The organism is Pirellulales bacterium, from assembly GCA_035939775.1.
GTDB lineage: Bacteria > Planctomycetota > Planctomycetia > Pirellulales > DATAWG01 > DASZFO01.
Window position 1 is genome coordinate 37,429 of the sequence record DASZFO010000100.1, and the last position, 22,077, is coordinate 59,505.

At 61.1% G+C, this 22,077-nt stretch carries 21 protein-coding genes, 2 tRNA genes and 1 pseudogene; 12 read left to right on the forward strand and 12 right to left on the reverse strand.

The annotated features are described in order from the left end of the window. Window positions 1–76 precede the first annotated feature (76 nt). Window positions 77–150 (reverse strand) — tRNA-Arg (locus VGY55_06055). A 265-nt stretch (window positions 151–415) separates the two neighbouring features. On the opposite strand from VGY55_06055, the gene VGY55_06060 reads away from it, so the two are divergent. Next, window positions 416–1,204, forward strand: coding sequence for a hypothetical protein (locus tag VGY55_06060; GenBank protein ID HEV2969537.1), 789 nt, complete (start codon window positions 416–418; stop codon window positions 1,202–1,204). Between the two features lie 64 nt (window positions 1,205–1,268). Here the strand turns inward: VGY55_06060 and VGY55_06065 are convergent, their stop codons facing one another. The 4 genes from VGY55_06065 to VGY55_06080 all read right to left on the reverse strand — a co-directional run bounded on the left by VGY55_06065 (window position 1,269) and on the right by VGY55_06080 (window position 6,228). Continuing rightward, the gene (locus tag VGY55_06065) at window positions 1,269–2,198 is read right to left on the reverse strand and encodes a ThuA domain-containing protein (GenBank protein HEV2969538.1); all 930 of its coding nucleotides are present in this window, start codon (window positions 2,196–2,198) and stop codon (window positions 1,269–1,271) included. A 163-nt stretch (window positions 2,199–2,361) separates the two neighbouring features. Beyond that, complete coding sequence (locus VGY55_06070) at window positions 2,362–3,717, reverse strand: Gfo/Idh/MocA family oxidoreductase (GenBank protein ID HEV2969539.1); 1,356 nt, start codon at window positions 3,715–3,717, stop codon at window positions 2,362–2,364. Window positions 3,718–3,828: 111 nt separating this feature from the next. Next, window positions 3,829–5,190 (reverse strand): MFS transporter, encoded by a 1,362-nt coding sequence (locus VGY55_06075; protein HEV2969540.1) that lies wholly within the window; start codon window positions 5,188–5,190, stop codon window positions 3,829–3,831. Window positions 5,191–5,193: 3 nt separating this feature from the next. Further along, on the reverse strand, window positions 5,194–6,228 hold the full coding sequence (locus VGY55_06080; GenBank protein HEV2969541.1) for a Gfo/Idh/MocA family oxidoreductase: 1,035 nt from the start codon (window positions 6,226–6,228) through the stop codon (window positions 5,194–5,196). 191 nt (window positions 6,229–6,419) lie between these two features. On the opposite strand from VGY55_06080, the gene VGY55_06085 reads away from it, so the two are divergent. The 6 genes from VGY55_06085 (at window position 6,420) to VGY55_06110 (ending at window position 12,943) form a co-directional block, all read left to right on the forward strand. After that, window positions 6,420–7,640, forward strand: a complete 1,221-nt coding sequence (locus VGY55_06085; protein ID HEV2969542.1) for an ROK family protein — start codon at window positions 6,420–6,422, stop codon at window positions 7,638–7,640. Window positions 7,641–7,653: 13 nt separating this feature from the next. Continuing rightward, the gene (locus VGY55_06090) at window positions 7,654–8,637 is read left to right on the forward strand and encodes an aldo/keto reductase (protein ID HEV2969543.1); all 984 of its coding nucleotides are present in this window, start codon (window positions 7,654–7,656) and stop codon (window positions 8,635–8,637) included. 126 nt (window positions 8,638–8,763) lie between these two features. After that, window positions 8,764–9,747, forward strand: coding sequence for a TauD/TfdA family dioxygenase (locus tag VGY55_06095; protein ID HEV2969544.1), 984 nt, complete (start codon window positions 8,764–8,766; stop codon window positions 9,745–9,747). A gap of 138 nt (window positions 9,748–9,885) precedes the next feature. Next, the gene (locus tag VGY55_06100; protein ID HEV2969545.1) at window positions 9,886–11,139 is read left to right on the forward strand and encodes a hypothetical protein; all 1,254 of its coding nucleotides are present in this window, start codon (window positions 9,886–9,888) and stop codon (window positions 11,137–11,139) included. A 243-nt stretch (window positions 11,140–11,382) separates the two neighbouring features. After that, window positions 11,383–11,841 (forward strand): hypothetical protein, encoded by a 459-nt coding sequence (locus VGY55_06105; GenBank protein HEV2969546.1) that lies wholly within the window; start codon window positions 11,383–11,385, stop codon window positions 11,839–11,841. Between the two features lie 94 nt (window positions 11,842–11,935). Beyond that, window positions 11,936–12,943: a DUF1559 domain-containing protein gene (locus VGY55_06110; protein ID HEV2969547.1), complete on the forward strand. Its 1,008-nt coding sequence runs from the start codon at window positions 11,936–11,938 to the stop codon at window positions 12,941–12,943. A 145-nt stretch (window positions 12,944–13,088) separates the two neighbouring features. Here the strand turns inward: VGY55_06110 and VGY55_06115 are convergent, their stop codons facing one another. The 3 genes and pseudogenes from VGY55_06115 to VGY55_06125 form a co-directional block, all read right to left on the reverse strand. Continuing rightward, on the reverse strand, window positions 13,089–13,613 hold the full coding sequence (locus VGY55_06115) for a DinB family protein (GenBank protein ID HEV2969548.1): 525 nt from the start codon (window positions 13,611–13,613) through the stop codon (window positions 13,089–13,091). 440 nt (window positions 13,614–14,053) lie between these two features. Next, window positions 14,054–14,482: pseudogene (locus VGY55_06120) on the reverse strand (Clp protease N-terminal domain-containing protein). Window positions 14,483–14,970: 488 nt separating this feature from the next. Continuing rightward, window positions 14,971–15,783 carry a hypothetical protein gene (locus VGY55_06125; protein ID HEV2969549.1) on the reverse strand — a complete coding sequence of 271 codons (813 nt, stop codon included), beginning with the start codon at window positions 15,781–15,783 and terminating at the stop codon, window positions 14,971–14,973. Between the two features lie 555 nt (window positions 15,784–16,338). On the opposite strand from VGY55_06125, the gene VGY55_06130 reads away from it, so the two are divergent. The 3 genes from VGY55_06130 to VGY55_06140 all read left to right on the forward strand — a co-directional run bounded on the left by VGY55_06130 (window position 16,339) and on the right by VGY55_06140 (window position 18,774). After that, the gene (locus tag VGY55_06130; protein HEV2969550.1) at window positions 16,339–17,085 is read left to right on the forward strand and encodes a tetratricopeptide repeat protein; all 747 of its coding nucleotides are present in this window, start codon (window positions 16,339–16,341) and stop codon (window positions 17,083–17,085) included. A gap of 212 nt (window positions 17,086–17,297) precedes the next feature. Further along, complete coding sequence (locus VGY55_06135) at window positions 17,298–17,903, forward strand: isoprenylcysteine carboxylmethyltransferase family protein (GenBank protein HEV2969551.1); 606 nt, start codon at window positions 17,298–17,300, stop codon at window positions 17,901–17,903. 610 nt (window positions 17,904–18,513) lie between these two features. Then, window positions 18,514–18,774 (forward strand): hypothetical protein, encoded by a 261-nt coding sequence (locus VGY55_06140; GenBank protein HEV2969552.1) that lies wholly within the window; start codon window positions 18,514–18,516, stop codon window positions 18,772–18,774. Between the two features lie 140 nt (window positions 18,775–18,914). On the opposite strand, the gene VGY55_06145 is transcribed toward VGY55_06140, so the two are convergent. The 4 genes from VGY55_06145 to VGY55_06160 form a co-directional block, all read right to left on the reverse strand. Beyond that, entirely contained in the window at window positions 18,915–19,043 is a 129-nt protein-coding gene (locus tag VGY55_06145; GenBank protein HEV2969553.1) for a hypothetical protein, read from the reverse strand. Window positions 19,044–19,762: 719 nt separating this feature from the next. Next, entirely contained in the window at window positions 19,763–20,014 is a 252-nt protein-coding gene (locus VGY55_06150; GenBank protein HEV2969554.1) for a type II toxin-antitoxin system HicA family toxin, read from the reverse strand. Further along, complete coding sequence (locus VGY55_06155) at window positions 20,011–20,217, reverse strand: hypothetical protein (protein HEV2969555.1); 207 nt, start codon at window positions 20,215–20,217, stop codon at window positions 20,011–20,013. Before VGY55_06155 ends, VGY55_06150 begins: the two co-directional genes overlap by 4 nt. 51 nt (window positions 20,218–20,268) lie before the next feature. Beyond that, a tRNA-Cys gene (locus tag VGY55_06160) sits at window positions 20,269–20,340 on the reverse strand. A gap of 384 nt (window positions 20,341–20,724) precedes the next feature. On the opposite strand from VGY55_06160, the gene VGY55_06165 reads away from it, so the two are divergent. Continuing rightward, window positions 20,725–21,060 (forward strand): hypothetical protein, encoded by a 336-nt coding sequence (locus VGY55_06165; GenBank protein HEV2969556.1) that lies wholly within the window; start codon window positions 20,725–20,727, stop codon window positions 21,058–21,060. A gap of 341 nt (window positions 21,061–21,401) precedes the next feature. Continuing rightward, a partial coding sequence (locus VGY55_06170; GenBank protein ID HEV2969557.1) for a c-type cytochrome domain-containing protein occupies window positions 21,402–22,077 on the forward strand: 676 nt, incomplete at its 3' end.

Below are 22,077 nucleotides of genomic sequence, written 5' to 3' on the forward strand. Positions count from 1 at the left end.
CAACTCCGGGCCGGAGAATCGATGGCCTCATGGTAGGTTTATGGTAGGTCGGCGACCAAGCGTCGTAGCAAGTCAATACGCCCGGCAGGAATCGAACCTGCAACCTGCGGATTAGAAGTCCGCTGCTCTATCCAATTGAGCTACGGGCGCACGTGCGTCGGTAGTCTGAATTGTGGCCGGAAAGCCCGGCGGAATAAAGGGCAGGGCGATGCCGCTAAGACGAGAACTTGTATTTGTCGCGTAACCCGACCGCGCTATACAGGCCGCAGCCGGCGAGCCGCTGGCGCGAACGAAAACGGCCGCGCCGATGAAGCCGATCGACCGTCCAGACGACCTTCGAGACGGTCTGGCGGCCAGCGTCAGGGCGGCCCCAATTCTGTTGCTTCGAGCAGCCGCAGTGCGCGATAATACCGCCATGGAATCCGAGCCACCCAAAATCATTCCGCCGAAACGCAAGCGCCGCTGGTTTCAGTTCAGCCTAGGCTCGCTGCTGATTTTCGTGATCGCTACCGCCGTATTTTGCGGATGGCTGGGAAAACGAATTGAGCAAAAACGCAAAGAGCGCGAGGCAGCGGAGACGCTTGTCAAGTTTGGCGGCAGCGCGATGTACGACTACGAGAAGGGGACGAATAGCACTCCCCCTGGACCAGATTGGCTCCGAAAGCTGTTCGGCGAGAATCTATTCAGCGAAGTCAGTGCGGTCTATTTCATACGAGTGAGCGTGTCCGATCGTGGACTGACAAATCTCGAAGCGCTGACCCGGCTCCAAAATCTGTCACTTTATGGGTGCAATTTCACCGACGATGGGCTTGCGCACATCAAAGGCTTAACCCAGCTCAAGCATCTGTCGCTTGCTGAAACCAACGTCACCGACGCAGGGCTAGAACATCTCGAGCGATTGGCTGAGTTGCAAAAGCTGCTCTTGGCCGATAGCAACATCAGTGACGCCGGTATAGAGCACCTCAAAGGGTTGACGCAGCTTCAAGAGTTAGACCTCACGGGAACCGACGTTACCGATGCGGGATTGGAAAATCTCAAACGATTGACCAACCTTCAATCACTGGGCCTTGACGGAGCGAATGTCACGGACGCCGGAATAGCCGGCCTTCAGAAGGCGCTACCGAATTGCCAGATCAGCTACATCCATGCAAATGCGCCGCCTCGGCCGATCCGCGGCAAAATGGCATCTGGCCGCGGGAAATGAGCGGCGTCGGATTCCCCGGGCGCAAGCCGGGAACGCCTCAGAATCGCCATGGCCGCTCGTCAGATCACGGTGTCGGCTCTTTGTCCAGGTACGGCTGCTTGGCAGGCTTGAGATGCGCGTCGTCGAGTTTGTCGACGGCCCACAGCAGGCCGCGGGTGACCAGGTCGAGGTAGCGTGGATCGGACACGGTTTCGTTGTTGTGGCCGATCGTAGTCGCGAAGACGCGGGTTTTCTCGTTGTAGATATTGGTCCAGGCGACGATGTTGTCGGCGACTTTTTCCTTGCCGCCGGCGGGTTGGTCGGCTTCCGGAGTTTTTTCATCGGGATTGGCGGCGGCCTTCTTCTTGGGTGGGGATTGCTTGACTATTTGCGTTCCGCGGGCCAGTGCGTGCGCCGTGTCGAGCAGCTTGCCGACCGCGTTGTTGTATAACTCCTCGTGAATCGTCGTCCAATCCTCGAGCCCGCCGACGATCGGGCTCTTCGGGTCGATGAAATGGATTGAGATCGGAAACTGCGCGCCGTGGCCGGTGGTTTGCAGGCCCGTGAACTCGAACCAGGGAGTGACGGCCTTCGGCCAGCCTTCGGTCCGAAAGGCGTGCATTCCGGTGTGCAGCACGACGGCGGGCAGGCCGTCGCGGTGCGGCTTGAGGGCTCGACGAACGACGCCGAGATCGGTCACTCCGCCGCTGCATTCGTCGTGCACCACCACGTCGAAACCATCGGCCCAATTCGGATTGTCGTAGACCGGGTTTGGATGCGTTCGATCGCCGGCCGGATCGTAGGCGATTTTCCACCGGACGTTTGCGCGGGCCGAGATGCCGTTGACGAGGATGTCTTTCTGGTGAGCGAAGTCGTGGAACGCGCCGCCGATCACCAACAGCGCCCTGATGGGCCGGTCGCCAGCGGGCTCGGCGGCATGCGAGCTCACCGGCGCGCCGATCGCCGCGCAGACCGCCGCCAGTGCCAGACAGAATCGGATGGAAAATCGAGTCATTGAAAATCCCCCAGTTACATTTTTAAGCGCCCATCGAAGAACCGTTGGCGGAGGAGGCGGCCCCATCCTGTTCCGCGGACACCCTCACCCCGGCCCTCTCCCGTCGAGGGAGAGGGAGATGCAAGAACCGTCCGCGACGGATGTCCCCGACTCTCCGGTCTCATTACACAACTCGCGTCTTGCCGGGGATCGCTAAGGCGTAAAAGCCGTCGGCGTCGGGAAGCGTCGGGGGCGTGGCTTGGAACGAATACTCCTTGGGCATGACGCTGATCTTCGAACTGATCGCGGAATCCCAGGTCAATTCCTGGCCGGAGTAGGTACACATCCGGCCGAGGATGCCCATCATCGTGCTGTTGGCACCGTATTCGGCCTCGTTGTACGGCTCGCTGCGGCGGATGGCGGCGAATAAGTCGTCGTGCTCGACCTGATAGGCATTCTTGACCTTGGCACCGTGCTTCCACGTGGGCTTCCCCTTGACGTCGATCGTGCCCGAAACAATCGCCGTGCCGTTCGTCCCGTGTGCGTGTTCGGAGACGTTGGTCCAGCAGTCGTTGATCCGGCGGCATTGGCTGTAGACTCGGGAGCCATCGGCGTATTCGAATTCAACGGCGTGATGATCGTAGATTTCGCCGTGGTCCTTGTTTCTGACGCCTTGATGGCCCCCCATGCCGTTGGCCCGAATCGGCAATGCTCGTTTGACCCAGTGGGCCACGTCGATATTGTGGACGTGCTGCTCGACGATGTGATCGCCGCAAGTCCAGACGAAGTCGTACCAATTGCGCATCTGGTACTCCATTTCCGTCAACTCCGGACTTTGCCGGCGAAGGGAATCGCGGGGCATGACCCGGAACAGCGGGACTGCACCACCGTTCCAATAGATGCGCATTGAGAGAATGTCGCCGATCGCGCCGTCGTGCAGCCGCTTGACGGTTTCGATGTAGCCCGCGTCATGGTGCCGTTGCAAGCCGACGCCGACCTTCAGGTCCTTGGCCTTGGCGTCGGCGGCTGTGGCCAGCACGCGCCGAACGCCGACCGCGTCGGTCGCGACCGGCTTTTCCATGAACACGTGCTTGCCCGCCCGGACGGCCGCCTCGAAATGGATCGGCCGGAAGCCGGGGGGAGTGGCCAGCAGCACCACGTCGATTCCGGCGTCGAGCGCCTTTTGATAGGCGTCGAATCCGACGAATCTCCGCTCCTCGGGCACATCGACCCGCTCGGCGTGGCTCTTGCTCAACTGCCTGAAGCTCTGAGCGAGTCGATCGGCGAAGGCGTCCGCCATCGCGACTAACTTGATCGGCCCGGCGGTGCTCAGCGCCTGCTGGCAGGCCCCGGTTCCGCGGCCGCCGCAACCGACCAGGGCGATCTTGATCGTCTCGTCGCCGGCGGCGTGCGCCGAGCGCGCGATGCCCAACGTGCCGGCCAGCGCGCCGCCGGCGGCGAGCATGGACGACGTCGTTAAAAACTCGCGGCGCGTGGCGCTGCGCGAATCGATGGTGCGATCGGTCAATATGTCGCTCATCGGACTTTTTCCAATCTCAAAATAAATGGGTGGAAGAAGGGAACGCTGTAAATCGCTGAGTCGTGGAGGGAGGAAACGCCCGGTCCGCGGCGGCAGAACCAGAGCCGAGAATCACTCGGGCAGGGGGCGGCCTTTCGTTTCCGGCAAGAAGCCCAAGAGCAGGACACCCACTAAGAATAACAAGCTCAGCAAGCTGATTGCAAGCTGCAGATCCAGATTTGGCAGCCCTTTGATCCAGCCCGAAAGCCAGAGCATCGGCGCCGCCAGCAGCCGGCCTCCGTTGAAACAAAAACCGGCCCCCGTCGCCCGTAGATGGGCCGGAAACAACTCGGGAAAGTAAATCGCGAATCCAGCGTGGATGCCCAGCGTGAAAAAGCCGAACAGCGGCAAGATCGCCAGCAATTCGCCGTAGGTCTGCGGCAAATAGCAAGTCGCTGGAACGATCGCCAGCGCGAGGAGCTGCATCAAGGCAAATGCCTTCCGGCGGCCCAAGCGCTCGGCCAGCGGGCCGAAACTAAGCAAACCCAACCCGCCACCGGCCGTTGCGACCACGCCATAAGCGAAGCGGGCCTTATTCTCGGCCTCGCTGATTTCGCTGTGGGAAACGCCGGCCGTTAGCAGCGCTTTTGGATCGATGGCAGGCGCCGTGGCGTGCGAATGCTCGGCAAGGAGATTGCGAAACAGCAATTCGCGGGCAAGGTCCTGACCGGCTACCGTGACGCCCCAAAATGTCGCCAGGCCCACGGCCGCCAGCCCCAAGCCGGCCAACGCGTGCCGCGCCCAGCGCGGATTGGCGAGCAACTCGCGAAAGCTGCCGCGGGGCCGCGCCGCCGCTTCCGCGCGCCGCCAGCTCTCGGGCTCGCGAACGCGGCGGCGAATGAACAGCACCAATAGTGCAGGCGCCAAGCCGATCGCGTAGGCCAACCGCCACTGCGTGCCAACGGCCATCCCCACCAACATCGCCAACCAGGTGCCGAGCACGCTCGTGGCATGGAAGATGCCCGAGGCGCGGGCCCGAGCCCGCTGCGGAAAGACCTCGGCGACGAGCGACGCCGCCACGGCCCATTCGCCGCCGACCCCCATCGCGACGAGGAACCGCAACGCTGCGATCTGCCACACGGAGGTGGCGAAATAGGTGAGCCCTGCGAAGAGCGAATAACAGAGGATCGTCACCGTCAACAGCGGTTTGCGGCCGAACCGATCGGCCAGACTGCCGAAGAGCAGCCCGCCAACGGCGCCGCCCACCAAGAACACCGCCAAAACCAAGTCGCCCAGATATTTGGCCGAGCCGCCGCTCGCCCCCGGGCCGATCAAATCGGCAAGCGCATCGCTTCGAGTGATGTTGAAAACCTGTCCCTCGAACGTGTCGAACACCCAGCCAGCCGAGGCCAGCGCCAGCACCATCCATTGGTAGGTCGAGACGCCGGCGTACCAAGTCCGCGTTTCATCCGGCGCTGAACCCGGCTCGACCACGATTCAATTCTCCTCAAACCCGACGGGCCGGCCCAGCGAGATCGATTCCTCGGCTTTCAGGCACATCGCGACCGACCAGCGGCCGTCTTCGCCCGTGCAGCCGGGGAGCGCGCCCTTTCGGATGGCCTGGGTCACCATTCGCATCTCTTCGACCAGCTCGTAGACCTCGCCCGGCGTGCCGCCGAGCGGCACTTCGACCACCTCTTCCTGCTTGAGCATCTGCAAGCGGAAAGTCGGTTGAAACGTGCGGTCCAGCGCTCCGCTCCACGTGGCCCACAACGCGCCGGTCGTTCCAGTCACTTTAACGATCTGGTGGTGCTCCCAACCGGCGAGCGTCTGCGAGATGACGGCATAGGCCCCGCCGGGAAACGCCATCAGCGCGGAGAAGTTGTCGGTCAGCTCAGGACGATCCGGCTGCCGGCCGATCGCGCGGGCGTAAACGCTGGTCGGATTTCCGGCCGCGGAAAAGCACCATCGCGCGAGATCGAAGAAATGAATCGGTTCCTCGAGCGTCCAATTGCCGACGCGGCGGATGTCGTAGCGCCAGCCCCCCGATCCGAGCCGATAAGGCTGCCGCCATAACTCGATCAGCATGTATTGCGGCTGGCCGACGGCGCCGGCATCGATCAATTCCTTCACCTTGCCCCACAGCGGCGAAAACCGGAATTCGTGACCGACGGCGATCCACCGCCCGCGCGCGGCCGCTAAGTCGATCAGCGCGCTGCAATCGGCCACGCTCAAGGCCATGGGCTTTTCGAGCAGTAGATGCCGGCCGGACTCCAGCACCGCCCGGCCAACCTCATAATGCAGGTCGGATGGCAGCACGACGGACACGACGTCGAACTGCTCTTGGGCCAGCATCTGCCGATAATCGGCGTGCAGCCGGGCACGCGGATGCGCGGCCGCGGCGGCCTGACGATTGACTTCCGAGCGGGCGCAGATTGCCATTAATTCGGCGTCTTCGACGGCCGCGATCGCCCGAGCATGATGCGAGCCCCACGCGCCATAGCCGATCAACCCAAATCGGACTGAAGCCATTTGGCTCCCCTGTTAGACCACAATACGGGCCAGCTTACCGGCCGCGAACTTGACTTGCAAGGAAAAAACCGGTCCTGCATCGGGCCATCGCTTGATATTTATTTTGAAATCGCAATAAATCGGTCGCCGGGCGATCGCGAAAGTGTTGGCTTGCCGACCTTGGTCGTGTATCATGGCGGTTTCCGAACATCATGAAAAAGACCGTCATTAAGCCGACCGCCGTGGCGGACTTGGAATCCACGATGATCCGCGCCGTGCGGACGCGCGGCGCCACCTCGCGCGTCGAGCTGGCCCGCGACTTGTCGCTCGTCGCATCCACCGCCGGGCTGTATGTCGACCGCTTGATCCAGCGCGGTTACCTCGTGGAATCGACGCGAACCACGCGCGGGCTCGGGCGGCCGCCCGTGCTCGTCGAGCTGAATCCGGCGGGGGGACGGTTCATTGGCCTGGACTTCGACGCCCGGCAAATGATGGTCGCCACGGTCGATTTGGCGCAGCAGCCGCAGGAGCAAATCCGCCGCAAGATTCCGGCCCGAGCGGCCGCCGACCGTGTGCTAACCATGATCGAGGACTTGCTCGACGAAGTGTTGGGCTCCCGACGGCGGGACGTGCAGGGAATCGGCCTCGGCGTGCCCGGCAAGATCGATTACCAGCGCGGCGTTTCTTTGCAGTACGATTTTATTCCCGGTTGGCAAAACATCGCGATCGGGCCGCGGATCGCCAAGCGGTTTCGCTTGCCCGTGTTCGTCGAAAACAACGTGCGCTCGATGGCCATCGGAGAATTATGGAGCGGACCGAGGCGCGGGCTGCGCGACTTGGTCTGCCTGGGGATCCGCAGTGGCATCGGCACCGGAATCATTGCCGGCAAGAAACTGCTTGGCGGCGCGAACAACCTCGCGGGCGAAATCGGGCGGTGGGCCTGCCCCGGATTGCCGGCCGGCCGCCGCCGCGCCAGCGTCCTCCGGTCTCCCCATCGCCCGCAAGAGACGATCGAGGACGTCGCGTCGCTGACCGCCATGCTCCAGGCCACCTCGGAACAGCTCGGGCGCGGACGAAAGAGCATTTTGGGTCGGCCGGGCAACACGCCGACGGCCGGCGAACTGGTGGCTGCCGCCAACGAGGACGACGAATTGGCGCTGGCAATCATTCGCGAGGCCGCCCAGATCCACGGCTGGATCGTGCATCAATTGACCCTGCTCTTGGATCCCGAGAGAGTTTTCATCGCCGGACCGCTGATCGAGGCCAGGAACTATATCGAGACCGTGCGCCGCGCCGCGATCAAGCTGGGCAGCACCGTTCGAGAGGACGGCGCCGCCTTGGGGACGCGAATCGTGGCTTCCACGTTAGGGCCCTTTGGCGGCGCGCTGGGCGCCGCGGCCCTGGCATTTCATCATTGGACGCCGCGGCGGTAAGCCCGTCTTTCAAATGGCCACAGACTGCATTCGATCGCCGAACGGGACCACGCTGCCCGCAGTCGGCTTCGGGCTTTGGAAAATCGAGCGCCCCGCCGCCGCGGGCTTGGTGCGCGAAGCGATTCGCGCCGGTTATCGTCATTTCGATAGCGCCTGCGATTACGGCAACGAATCGGAGGTTGGCGAGGGTTTGGCCACCGCGGTGGAAACGGGCTTGTGCCGTCGCGACGATCTGTGGATCACGTCGAAACTATGGAACAACTTTCATCGCCGCGAGCGCGTGCGGCCGGCGCTCGAGCGAACGCTCCGCGATTTGCGGCTGGAATACCTCGATCTCTACTTGATCCACTTTCCCATTGCGCTCGAGTATGTGCCGCCGGAAGTGCGCTACCCACCGGGCTGGTTTGGCGATCCGGACGCCGCGCAGCCGCGGATGGCGCCCGCTCGCGTTCCCCTGGCCGAAACGTGGCAGGGAATGGAAGACGTGCTGAAGGCCGGGTTGGTCCGCAAGATCGGGGTCTGCAATTACAATTGCGCCTTGCTTCGCGACCTGCTGGCCTATGCGTCGATTCGGCCTGCCGTGTTGCAGGTCGAATTGCACCCCTTCCTGGCACAGGAAAAGCTGCTGCGGTTTTGCCGAGAGGAAGGGATCATCGTCACCGGGTTCTCGCCGCTCGGCGCAGCGTCGTACGTGTCGATCGGCATGGCGACGGCGCGCGACTCGGTCCTCGAGCAACCGGCGGTCGTTGACGCGGCGCGGCGGCACGGCAAGACCCCGGCCCAAATCGTCTTGCGGTGGGGAGTTCAACGCGGCACGGCAGTGGTTCCCAAGACGTCGCGGATCGAGCGATTGGCCGAGAACCTCGCGTTGTTCGATTTCGAGTTGTCGGCCGATGAGATGCAGACGGTCGGCGCGCTCGATCGCGGCCGACGGTTCAACGATCCGGGTGTGTTCGGCGAAGCTGCCTTTCACACGTTCATGCCAATTTACGATTAGGTGCGCCTCACAAAACCGCCGGGGACTGTCCCCATTTTGCGCAGTCCGCGAAGCAAAACTGGGGACTGTCCGCTTCTCCCAGGCGGTTTTGTGAGACGCTCAAAGGTTATTTCGATGAGGAGTTCGATGATCCGAAGCGCTTTGCAGGTTGCTCCCGTCGCGGTCGCCGGCCAGCAGTCTTACGATGGCGATCCGTTTCCGCAGGTGCTCGAATGCCAGACGCCCGGCATCGACTTGGAGACCGCCGCGCAGTGGGTGACCGAGCGGAGCGAGCAACTGATCGGCGACGCCGAGCGCTACGGCGCCGTCCTCTTTCGCGGCTTTCCCTTGCGGACCGCCGAGCAATTCGATCGCTTCGTGACGGCCTTCGGCTTGCCGGCCTTCACTTATGAAGATTCGCTCTCGAATGCCGTGCGCGTCAACCGCACGCCACGCGTGTTCACGGCCAATGAGGCGCCCCCGACGGCCGAGATTTTCTTCCACCATGAAATGGCCCAGACGCCCTACTATCCCAGCAAGTTGTTCTTTTTCTGCGAGCATCCGGCCGATTTCGGCGGGGCGACGCCATTGCTCCGATCCGACGTTCTCTGGCAGCGCCTCGCGCAGAGTTGCCCTCATTTCGCCGACGACTGCGCGGCGAAAGGGCTGCGTTATACGAACGTGATGCCGGGTGCGAGCGATCTGGCCTCGGGCATGGGCCGAAGCTGGCAAAACACGCTCAAGGCCGCGACGCCGGAGGCCGCCGAACAGCGGCTTCGCGGCTTGGGTTACTCTTGGGAATGGTTGCCCGACGGTTCGCTGAAAGCGACCACGCCGGTGCTGCCGGCGGTGTACGATCCGCCCGCGGGACGACGCACATTTTTTAACCAATTGATCGCGGCTTTCCGCGGCTGGAAAGATGCCCGGAACGATCCGTCGAAAGCCGTCGCCTTTGGCGACGGTGCCCCGATCGATCGCGACGCGATGAAGGTCGTGATCCAACTCTCGGAAGAGTTGGCGATCGACGTCCCCTGGCAAACGGGCGACGTCGCGCTGGTCGACAACTTCCTCACGATGCACGCCCGCCGCCCCTTCGCCGGCACGCGCAAGATCCTCGCCGCGATGGTCTGAGCGGGCCGGAAGGCAGTGGGCATGAAGCAGTGGGCGGGGTGGCACTGGCCAGCGCAGCCGGCCAGTGCCGAGCCCGACCTCAGCGCTGACCTGATGAATCGCCCTGCCTCGATGGGCGATGGGCGAGACGTAGATTGATTGGCACTCCAGCACTGGCCGACGTTGCTGGCCAGTGCCACACAGCCGCTAACCTTGCAACGGCTGGCCACGGTCGGCGACAATGCGTTAATGCAAACCGAGCCGCAAAAGGCTGCCCCGCTGAAGCACAAGCGTCGCTGGCTTCAATTCAGCCTCCGCTCGCTGCTGATCTTTACGCTCGTTTGCGCGGTCGTGTCCGCTTGGTTGGGGAGCAAGATCGAGCAGAAACGCAAGGAGCGGGAAGCGGTCGAGGCGATTGTCAAATTGGGTGGCAGCGTTCGGTACGACTACGAGGACGGAACCAGCAAGCAACCACCCGGACCATACTGGCTGCGAAACCTATTCGGGGAGAATATCTTCAGCGAAGTCGTTGAGGTGAATCTGCGGGCCGCCAGCAACGTCACGGACGCCGATCTGAAGTACCTCAAAGGGTTCGCTCATCTCCAAAGTCTGAACCTAACGGGGGCCAAAATCACCGACGCGGGATTAGTGAACCTCGAAGGATTGACCGAGTTGCAAGATCTAGTCCTTTATAAAACCAACGTCACTGATGACGGATTGGTTCACTTCAAAGGGTTGGCGCAACTTGAATCATTGAATCTGGAAGGTACTAACGTCAGCGATGTCGGACTGAAAGAACTGAAGGGGTTCACCCGACTTCACGAGCTAATTCTAGATCGCACCAAGATTACCGACGCCGGACTCGTAAACATCAAACCGTTGACCCAGCTAAAAAACCTTTATTTGAGCAAGACCCGAATCACCAACGCCGGATTGGAAAACCTCGATGGGTTGAGTCAACTTGTCGTGCTGGACCTTTGTTACACCAATACAACCGACGCTGGGCTGGCAAAACTCAAAGGGCTGGACAAACTTCGCGGCCTGTTCCTCAACGGAACCAAATTCGGCGACGTTGGAATGAACGATCTCAAGGAGTTCCACCGTCTCACGATGCTGCTTCTGGACGACAATGAAATCACCGACGCCGGACTGGCATTTCTCAAAGGGTTTTCGAGTCTCCGGGTGCTGTACATCGGCAAAACCAAAGTCACCGATGCCGGATTGAATCATCTCAATAATCTGACGCAGCTCCGTAGGCTCGATCTGCATGACACGAACATCACCGACGCCGGATTGGCAAACCTCAAAACCCTAACGCAACTCGTTTTTCTCGACCTGCAGCACACGAACGTCACCGACGCCGGCGTGAAAGACCTTCAGAAGGCATTGCCGAGTTGTCAGATCAAGCACTGAGAATCGACGCGCCCGGCGTCCGGCCGTGGCAAGCGACCGCAGGAGGCATTCGATTTCCATTTCCCTTGATTTCGAGCAAGTGCCGCATTATCATCCGGGAGAAGTCGTTGAATTGGCAAGCGCGGACTTCACGGCAGGAAGATGCGGGCATTTCGGTCGAGGCATCGTGCCGCTCCAGGGCGAGATTCAATACGCGATTGGGAGAGGGCGACCGTCCTGTATTGCCCCGAGGACTTGGCAAGAATGGGAAAGTCCCAGGCGGTGTCGAAACTGATTCTTTTGTTGTTCGCGGTTTTGCCGCTGATCGTCACGGCGGGTTGCGGCCGCGGCGATGCGAATCTGCCGCCGCGGGCGAAGGTCACTGGCTTGGTCACGCTCGACGGCCGGCCGCTGGCGACTGGCATGGTGATGTTCGTGCCCGACGCGGACCGGCAAACGAACGGTCCTCCGGCAGTCGGCGGCATCGACGCGACTGGGCACTACGAACTCACGACCGACCGTCAGTCCTCCGGCGATGGAGCGATTATCGGTTTCCATCGCGTGCGGATCGTGGCCAGTGAGAAGCCGCGCAATTCCATGCAGAGCATGTCTCCTTCGCTGATCCCGCTCAAGTACAACGACGAGGCGAAATCCGGTCTCGCGTTTGAGGTGAAGGCCAACCGGGAAAATGTGTTCGACTTAAAGTTGTCGGCCGAGCCCTAAAATGACTGCGAATTCTAATCCGCGTCAGAGCAATTGCAGGCGAAAGCCGCGTTGGCCGAGGGTTTGTCGTTGTTGCCTCGGCCATTTGTTTCGCGTGCCACGGCGTGCGCCGATCGCCGCGTGCGGCGCGTCCGGCGAGGCAATCGACGAAGAGTTCGCGGCGGACGGCCTCGCGGCGCGGCGGTCCGCCTTCACATTGGTCGAACTCCTGGTGGTGATCGCGATCATCGGGATTTTGATCGGTCTCTTGTTGCCGGCGGTGCAGGCGGCCCGGGAAGCGGCGCGGCGCACCGGGTGCCTGAACCACCTCAAGCAACTCGCGCTGGCCATGCAGAATTATCATACCCAATTCACGCGGTTCCCCGCCGGCGAGACGCATGGCGGCTACTGGCATTGTGACTGGGACGGCCAAATCGGGATGTGGATGACATGCGTGCTGCCGTTTGCCGAGGAGCTGCCCTCGTATAGCATGTTGGACTTCAGAGCCCATCCGCAATGGACGTCACAGAACAACCAGACCGTGATGAAAAAACTGTTCCCGATTTTCCTTTGTCCGAGCGATCCCTACACGGGTTTGACCACGCCGTGGGGACCGCCGGGCGACACCAACGTCGCCCGCATCTGTCATTATTTCGGCGTGGCCGGCTCCAGCGAATTCAGCGCGATGCCTCATCCCAACGGCGCCGTGAATTACGTCGGCGGGGTTCCCTATGGCCATTGCAACGCGAACGACGGCATCTTCTTCAACGACTCGAGCACACGGATCCGCGACATTCGCGACGGCACCAGCAAGACGGCGATGTTCTTCGAAAGCTGGGGGCGTATCTGGGCCGATCATGTCGCCCCGAGCAATCCCCCCCCGGGTTACCCCGACTTCGAATCGAGCCGCGGCATGAATTTGCACACCGTGGTGTATCTCGATTGGACGCCCAACAGCAACCACACCAATCCTTGGAAGACCAACAGCTTTCATCGCGGCGGCGTCCATGCGGCGATGGCCGACGGATCGGTTCGCTTCGTGTCGGACTTGATCGATCTGCGGATCATGAAGGGATTGGCCACGATTCGCGGCGGCGAAACGATCGATGTCACGAAGTTCTGAGATGCGCGGCCGGGCGGGGGACTCGCGCCGCAACGTAAAGCGCCCGCGTTTAGCGGCTCAGCCAAATCAACGGCCAGTGCCGCTGAGTCACGACGATAGCCGCGTTGCCGCCGAAACATTCAACGAGCTAAGATGTAGTCTGCAGTCACGCAAACACCCAAGTCGGATCGTCCGCCGTGTTGAAATACACGGTCGGCACGGCGACGTTGAGCAGCCGCAGATAGAGGCAGAGCTGGGCGCGATGGTGAATCAAATGGTTCACGCACCAGACACGGTAGACCAACGCCCGCGGGCGAGTCACCATCACCTGCTCGCCGTTGCGCATCGTCCAGGGTTGATTGAGCGTCGCCGCGTCAAACCGCGCCACCGCCTCGCGCAGCGCGGCAACGTTCCGATCGAACCGCCCCAGCAATTCCTGGCGATCCTTCAACACCGCGGGCGGTCGCGGGGCGTTGGCGGCGTCGAGTTCGTCTTGGGCGATCGCGACGCGCGTCCAGTCGGGCAGGTCCGCAACATGCAGCGCGAGTTGGCCCAGGCTCATCGACTTTTCGTGCGGCTTCCAATCGTAGCGGTCCTCCGGTAGCCGCTCCAGCACAGGCCGAGTTGCATCCAGCTCGCGATCGAGATCGTAGAATGCGATTTGCTTCGGTGACAATGACGGCTCATTCATTGGGTTTCTCCTTGATTTTTTAGCAACTCCGCGATGATAGGCGATATTTGCTCCCGCAATGTGACTTGAGCATCTCTGTGCTCGGCGGCTAGTTCAAAGTTTTTGCGAAGGATTGCTTCCTCCTTGTCCATTTGCAATTGGTAAACCTGCATCGCAATGCGATGGACATCAACCCATCCAGGCGCACATTGTACGCAGACCCAAGGCGGCCGCGAAATGCCGGCAGGGGAAACCGAGCAAAGTATCGCTGTTCCTGCATTGATTTCGTCCGTGTTTGTTTTCGAAAGATGAGTTGCCTGCCACACCACACGAACGACCCGAGGTTCTCCACACCTTGGACACATCGCAGGAAGTGGTTCGGGGGCCTTCTCCACCATATCAGGCCCGTCGGCCTTCGACGCGGATGGAGGCAATCCGCTTGTTTCTCCGCGAGCCTGAGCCAGCACATTTAGAACCTCGTTACGGACGACCTCAAGCTTCAGCCCGAGTTTCATCAATATCTGCGCGGCGACAGTTTCCTCTTCGCGGAGCAGGCCGAGGAGGAGGTGCTCAGTGCCGACATAGCCGTGTTTCAAATTGCGGGCCTCTTCGAACGCGTATTCGATCACTTTCTTGACCCGCGGCGTTTGAGGCAACTTGCCGATCGTGACGAGGTCGGGTCCGGTTTGAACGAGTTTCGCAATCTGGCGTCGGATCACATTCGGGTCGACGACGAGGTTTTCGAACACTTTGGCAGCCGCGCCACTTCCTACGTTGACGAGGCCCAACAAAATATGCTCAGTGCCGATGTATTCGTGATTGAAGCTCCGGGCTGCGTGACTAGCGAGTTGGATCGCTTTTCTCGCCCGATCTGTGAATCGTTCGTACACGAATTCGCTCCCGTTGCCCGCGCCGGGGGAATTAGATTTCGGAAGAATCCTTGAACATCCCAGCATTGTAGCGGAGGAAGGCGAGAGAATCCGCCGCGTTCAGCCTTCCGGTAGGCGCACCAGCCAGCGAAGATTGCCCGTGTGGACCCGCAAGCTCATCGCTTGGGATTCGGCCCCAGACGGCGCTTCAAGCAGGGAAGGCACAGCGGCCCAATCTTGGCTGCGCGGAATTTCGCCCTGGGGCGCGATAACTTGCCTTCGATTGATGGCAAGAAGCTGAGATCGAAGAGTGAGGCCGCTGCCTGCGAGTCGTCAATTTCAGTCCCGCATGACTTGCACTTGGGCATAGATGCGTGAACGCAGTTTCAAACGGTCGGAGATGGTCCGCTTGTCGCGGCGCGACCGACTCCGATGATGCGAGCGAATAGAAGAGATGCGCCGCCCGCCATTGCAAGTATAGCTCACGAATCGCCAGACGGCTTTTCGATTTACTCAAGTCGAAAGCGACGCATTGCATAGCCGCCGGTCAGAAAGACAACCGTCGCGAGCACCGTGCTTGAGAGTCCCCCGGACCACTCTTGTCCGGTAACGGCGAACAGTGCGCTAATGCCGAGGAGCAGCACTCCGAGGACAGTGGAGACCCAACCCAGCCCGCGCAACAATCGCGCCCCGATCTTTTCCTTTCGCGACGGTTGAGCCGCCGCAGCTAGTTCGGTGGGCAGTTCGTCAAGCGACTGCGCAATCGTGCCGCCGATGCGCTTCGCGATCGCGGCGGCCATTTGCTCGGGATGCGGCCAGACGACGCTGGAAAACACGAAGTCTCCCTGGCTCGTGTACAGAATGTAATTTTGCTGCTCACCCCCCGGCGCGAGATTGTTCGGAACCCGCCATAATCGGATCCCCTTGATTTCGTCCCAGCGGAGCCGGACTTCCCGAATGCCCCACGGGTTCCATAAGAACCATTCGTAAAGGCTGGTGGTGAGATGCAGCCCGTCGCTACTCAGCTCCATTTGCATCCGGCGGCACCGCGCGGCCAGCAAGAACAACCAACTTGCTAAAAGCCCGAGAAAGAGCGCAAGAGCCATAAGCACGGCAGCGACGACAACCGCTCCCGACGATGGCTTGTCCGCCGGCACCGTAACGCGCGCCCAGGCGATGAGAACGGCAATTCCGCCGAGCGGCAGAGCAAACGCAGCGAGGATGCTCGCCCCCACGATCATGCCGATGATTCGGCCCCGCAGCGGCCGGAAAACCGTGGCGGAGTTGGCGGTTGGGGGCGAGGTGTTGCTTTTGTCCAGCATTGATGGGCTCGGTATGTGACGATGATGCTGAGGACGTGTGGCACTGGCCAGCGAAGTCGGCCAGTGCCGGCGTGGGCCACCCTAAGAGCCTATCCGAAAACCGCCGGGGACTGTCCACCTTTTGCGCGGGCACCATCGCCGCGATGGTCGGCGGAGCAAAACGGGGACTGTCCCCTTTGCCCAAGCGGTTTTCGGGTAGGCTCAAAGCTCTATTCGCGTTGTGTTCTTCGTGCGATCCGCGCGGAACCTTTCCGCGACAAAGATTCCTGGGCGATGTGCGCCGCCAACGTGACTGGCAAGTCAGCACTGGCCGACTTCGCTGGCCAGTGCCACACACCGGGCGATCGTGCAAATACGAGCGCGCGTAAATCGGAACTCGCCGAAATCATAGCCGCGTGACCGACGCTCAGCAATGCCGACAGGCTGGGCTTCCTCGCGGCGTTGACGCTTTAACAAAACTCGGGGCCGGCGGTCAAATGGGCGGTCCGGAGTGCCATTCGACTGGCCGCCGAGCTAGAATGCTCGGATGGTCGAACGCCCAATCGAGTTGATGCGATGAACACGATGAAAACGTCAAACCGCGGCTGCTCGAATTGCGGACGAAATCGACTGTCGGTTTTCGACAGACGAACGCGCCAATGGATTAAGGTCTGCCTTCTCACAACAACGGCCCTTTCGCTCGTGAACTCCTCACGTCTTGCAATAGGGTTTGACAAGGCCGCAGACGCGATGCGCAGCGGATATGTTGCTTTCAAGAATAAAGATTTCGATCTGGCCATCAAATGCTACACCGAAGCGATCCAACTCGACCCTATTGACTCGGCGGCGTTCTCGGAGCGGGGATTGTCGAATCTCGAGAAGGGCTACTACGAAAAGGCATTCGCGGATGAAACGGAAGCCATCCGACTTGACCCTAATAATGCCAACGCGTACTCCGCGCGGGGTTCTGTGTATCAGGACAAGGGCAACTTAGATAAGGCCATTGCCGACGAATCTGAGGCGATCCGACTCAACCAAAAGAATGCCTTTGCTTACTGCAACCGAGGTATGGCGTATGCGCATCAGGGCAAATTCGACAAAGCGATCGCTGACGAAACTGAGGCGATCCGGCTCGACCCCCATAACGCGGCGGCGTATTCCGCGCGGGGAGCCGCTCACGAGTCGATGAACGAATACGACGAAGCCATCGTCGATCATACGGAGGTGATCCGGCTCGAACCTAATAACGCGCGGGCTTACAACATCCGGGGTTTCGCGTACCATCGCAACGCGGAGCTAGCTAAGACGAATATCAGATTATGATCGGGCGAGCCAGGAACAGGCGAAGGCACAATCAGACTATGATCGAGCCGCACAACTGAATCTCGAATCGAGATCAAAGGCGAAATGAATCATGCGCCCGGCATCTCGCTCGAGCCTATGCCCAATCGGGATTGGAGTCAATTCGGGCGAACAAAGCTCCACGAAACGCAACTCGCCTCCCGATCCGCGAACCGAATCGTCGAGCGATGTCCATGACCGTCGTCATTCTGGTCCTTCGACTCCTCGCCGAAGCCGGCGCACTTTCCGCGCCGCTCCTCGTCTCGCTCTCGCGTCGTCGGGCCACGCAGCCGGAAGCTGTGATGATTCACTCTACTGACGGTCCGATTCAGTCGACCAGCCGGGCCCCGCTCATTTCCAACTTGCTGGCGATCCTGGCATTTTTCTGCTGTCTCTGGGGCCCATTCGAGCTGCCGGGTTTGTCGGAGAGTGCCAACATCAGCCTGGCGGCGCTCGGTCTCGCTGTCGTGATTGCCGGCATGGTAATCATGTTGCGGGCGAGAGCCGCTCTGGGGGACTCTTGGAGTTTCGCCCCAAAGGCCAGCCACGGCACAGGGTTGGCAACGTCCGGTCTCTACGGCCATGTGCGGCACCCCATTTATCTGGGCATGGCGCTCTTGTTTTTCGGGACCGCCGTTGCCTTTGCCAACTGGTTGTCGATCCTATTCGCTCTGCTGCTGATCGTACCGACGCTCGTGTGGCGCGCGCTAGTCGAAGAACGATTGCTAGTGCACGTTTTTGGCGATCAGTACGTTGCCTACCGCCGCCAGACGAAGATGTTCGTTCCTTATCTATTGTGACCCCCGTCACCGGTGTCACCCGGGATTCAAGAACATTGCGACGATCTGGCGGCGGTTCGTCCATCGTGTCCGCGGCAGTGAAGATCGACTCGCCGAGGGCGCGGGCCGTGAAACCCCTTTCGGCAGCGTCTTCGATGAGAAAGGAGATCTCGTTCGCGGTCTGAACTGCTGGGCGACACGGCTGCCGGATTCAGCGGGAAACCGAAAGAGGCACCGGTGGGAGTCGAACCCACGATGGCGGATTTGCAAGCAGAAGCCATCAACGAAATCCGCCGAGAAAAACGATGATTCTCAAATGGGCGCTGCACCTGCCGCAGCAGTTGAAGCAGGCTTGCCGAAAATCATGGCCGCGTGGCCCAATCTTCCCGAACCCATCCGCCGCGCGATGCTCGCCTAAATCGGCTAGGCAAGAGCGGCCCGATGTCGTGCTGCCGTGTCACTTTACGCACAATCTAGCGCTGTAGTGACTAGAATCGAGTGTTTTGCTGGATTCGCCCAGCGGTGTTGGCTCGGCAATTCTTGGTCGTGCGAAATATGCTAGGTTTTCAAAGCGGGTAGGGCAGCGAGATTTCACCGCTCCAATATTTGAGACGATGAAAACGAGGAACTCATGGGCAAGACGATCCTGTTCGGCGTTGTATGGTTTGTTGTCATTTACTTCGTCCTCTGCCTGATCATCGGCGGCGTGGCTGGCTATTCCGCCGGCTCCCACTATCCCGACAGCTCTGAGGCGGGCATCGAGGCGGCGAGAATGGCCGGCTACCGAATAGGGCGCCAATACGGCGTTTTGATTCTTGCCGGCGCCGCGTTGTTGTCCGCCATGGGCAGTGTCGCCGGCGTTTTGCCCGGAACGAAACAGCGCAGTGCCTGACAAGGTTCAGGGGACGGGCGGGAGTGTCGGCCATGCCCCCGTGATTCCCGGCGCGCATTGATGGGTCCCTTTATCATTTCCCCCGTCCGGCGGGTTAGGGAACAGACGGGGGCCGCGACTCTCTTTCTTTCGCCATCGGATCAAGCCAGTTTCATCGCGATTTGCTCGTCAAGAATTTCCCGGACGGTCAGGGCCACGATGACCTTGCCCGTCCGTTTGAAAAACCCTTGAACCTCGCGCGTGGCGTCGGTCGAATAGTCGAACGACACAAAGAATCCTTGGGGCCGATCGGCTCACATCATTGCAGCCTCGAATGAATCAACGTCGGGCCAACATGGCGATCATGCTCGCGGCGGCATTCCACCCGTGGCCGGAGCCGGCTTGATCGGCCAACGCATCGCCGGGCGGGATTCTCAATTCCCACGGTTGCCGCGGCGGGACGCGGGTGGCTGACTTCCAAGGGGCCAATTCATCGGTGGTGTTGTCCCGCGGAATCTACGGCTCGCGCGTTTCGTTTCTGTGATTACTCCGATCACGCAAAGCCACCCCGCACACCCCGATCATCAGGAGGACATATACTGCCATCGCCATTGGAGTAATCCTTCCAACGAATGTTGTCAAGCCAAAACCGTAAGCGCAAAAAACGCCAAATTCAATCCTGCCCACAACCGACATGGGCGGACCCTCACCGCGGCTGTGTTTGCCGCCCCATCGCACCGGCCAAGACGGAAAGAATGCGGATACGAAAAGGACCAAGGCGCTGATTAAAAAGATCGTCGGTAACACCCACATTTTTGTTCGTTTACGTTAGGGTCTAGTTGCAAGCATGGCCGCACGGCGAAGGCGGCGCTCTCGCTTCAACGGTTCATCGCCGCATTATCCCCGACCGCGGGCAGCCGGAGCAAGCGATAGTTCGGCGCGTGATTTCGTGGCCAAAATGGCACGCGGATCGAATTGGGGCTGAGTCGCGTTCTCGATGCTGCCGCCGTTACGCACCAGATCCGAAGAGTTCATTCACGACAATGGCGCGATCGACTCCTCGATGCGCCGCCACGTCCGACAGAATTGAACCGAGTGTGCCGACGCGCAACGGATCGTGGTTGGGGATAGTGACATGATGTTCCCCGCCGACTTGCGTTGTCAATCGGATGTGGGAACCGCGCTGCCGTGTGACCGTGTACCCGTAGCGGGTCAGCGCTTTGATCAGGTCCGACGCCGATAGGTCGCGAGGCAGCTTCACGCCGGCAGCACTTCCTCGTGAACGTAGTGCAGGCGGATTACTTTTGGCCCCAGACCGTTTTCAAAGTGGCAATCGACGGCTTCGCGGATGTTTTGCCGCAGTTCGTCCATCGTGTCCGCGTCAGTGAAGATCGACTCGCCGAGGGCACGGGCAGTAAATCCCCCTTCGGCAGCGTCTTCGATGAGAAAGATGATTTCGTTCACAGCATGAACTGTTGGATGGGACGGCTGCTGGATGCAGCGGGAAACCGAAAGAGGCGCCGGTGGGAGTCGAACCCACGATGGCGGATTTGCAATCCGCTGCCTTAGCCTCTTGGCGACGGCGCCTTGGAAAACGGGTCAAAACTGCCGGGAGACGGAGACACCCTCACCCCGACCCTCTCCCAAAGGGAGAAGGAGACGTCGGTACAGACCCCGCAGTTTCGAGCATCGTTCTACTGGCGATAACTTAGGAAAACATTGAGGTTGGGTCAAGAGAAGCATTCTCGGCGAGCGGGATTGGAGTTTGAGCCGCCGCGATTCGATCTTGCTCTCTGGCGGAACGCGCCGGGCGAATGAAGGGCACCCTCACCCCGGCCCTCTCCCAAAGGGAGAGGGAGACGACGCGGCGGTCCCTGCCGGAATTGCGACGATGATCGCGGGCGACTCGGTCTGTCACGGATAAAGACAGTGGCGGGCGGCAGAAGGTTCTGGGTTGCTGGAAAGGATGCCATGCGCTTTCTCGAAAACTTCTTCCCAGTCAACCTGCGGCGGCAACTGGCACAGCTTGCCACGGAGATCGCCCGCCGCAGTCAGCCCGCGGTGGTTGCCGTGGTCGGCGACCGCGTTCGTCAAATCAGCATCGCCGAGGCTCGCGGATATGTCCGAGCCCGCGCGCGGCGCGTGATCGAAGAGGAAATCGACGAGCTGACGGCGACCGCGCCGGCGATTCGCAATGTGCCGCGCGGGCCGCTCGTCGAGGAGACGCTCGAGCGGATCATCGTGTGGGTGATCGCCGAGAGCGTGAAGAACTCGTCGCGAGCTGGGATGCAGCGGCGCGCGGCGTGACGTCGGCCGGGCGGATGCTCCGAGCTTAGGGCATGCAGTGCATGCCGATTCGATCGCAAACCGATCGGTGAATGCCGGCAAAAAGGGTTCCCTAGTCGGCTGATTCGACGGGTTGGGTGCCATGCCCACGGCCCTGCGTGGGCATGGGGCAGATTTGGCGCACGGCCACTCAAAGCAGTGGCCATGGCACCCGCCAAATCGCATCCGGCGCGGCGTATCTCACCCGTCAATCAGTACGGGATCGCCACTAGCCTTTTCTCCGCGGGCGCGACTACAATGGGATGACCTGCCGATCGTCTTCCCGCCTCGCTCTTCCCGCCGCCGTCCAAGAGAGCCGCGTTATGTTCAACCGATTCGGGTTGTTCGTTGTCGCGCTCACGGCACTCGCCGCGGCGCGACCAGCGGCCGCCACCGAACCGTCGCCAGCAGCAGCCGATTTCTTTGAATCGCAAGTTCGCCCGGTGTTGGCGGCCAATTGTTTCGAGTGTCACGGGCCGAAGAAGCAGGAATCCGATCTCCGGCTCGACAGCCGCGAGGCGATGCTCATCGGCAATTCGGACGGCCCTGTGATCGTGCCGGGCGATGCGGAAAAGAGCCGTCTGGTGAAGGCGATTCGCCGGCAGGGCGAGATCAAGATGCCGCCCAAGACGAAGCTGCCCGGTCCGGCGGTCGAAGCGCTGGCGACGTGGATCCAAGGCGGCGCGCCGTGGCCGGAGCAGAAGCTCGACGCGGCCGCGCCCACGGTCGCCGAAGCGATTGCGGCGGCGGCCAGGCGGCATTGGGCGTTTCAGCCGGTACGAGAACCACCGCTGCCGACCGTGAAGAATGAGGCGTGGGTGAAGAACCCCGTGGATGCGTTCATCCTGGCGCGACTGGAAGCGGCCCATATTGGGCCGGCCCCGCCTGCTAATCGCCGAACGTTGATCCGCCGAGCGACGTTCGATTTGATCGGCCTGCCACCGACGCCCGCCGAGGTCGAGGATTTTGTCCGCGATGCTTCGCCGGACGCCTTCCCCC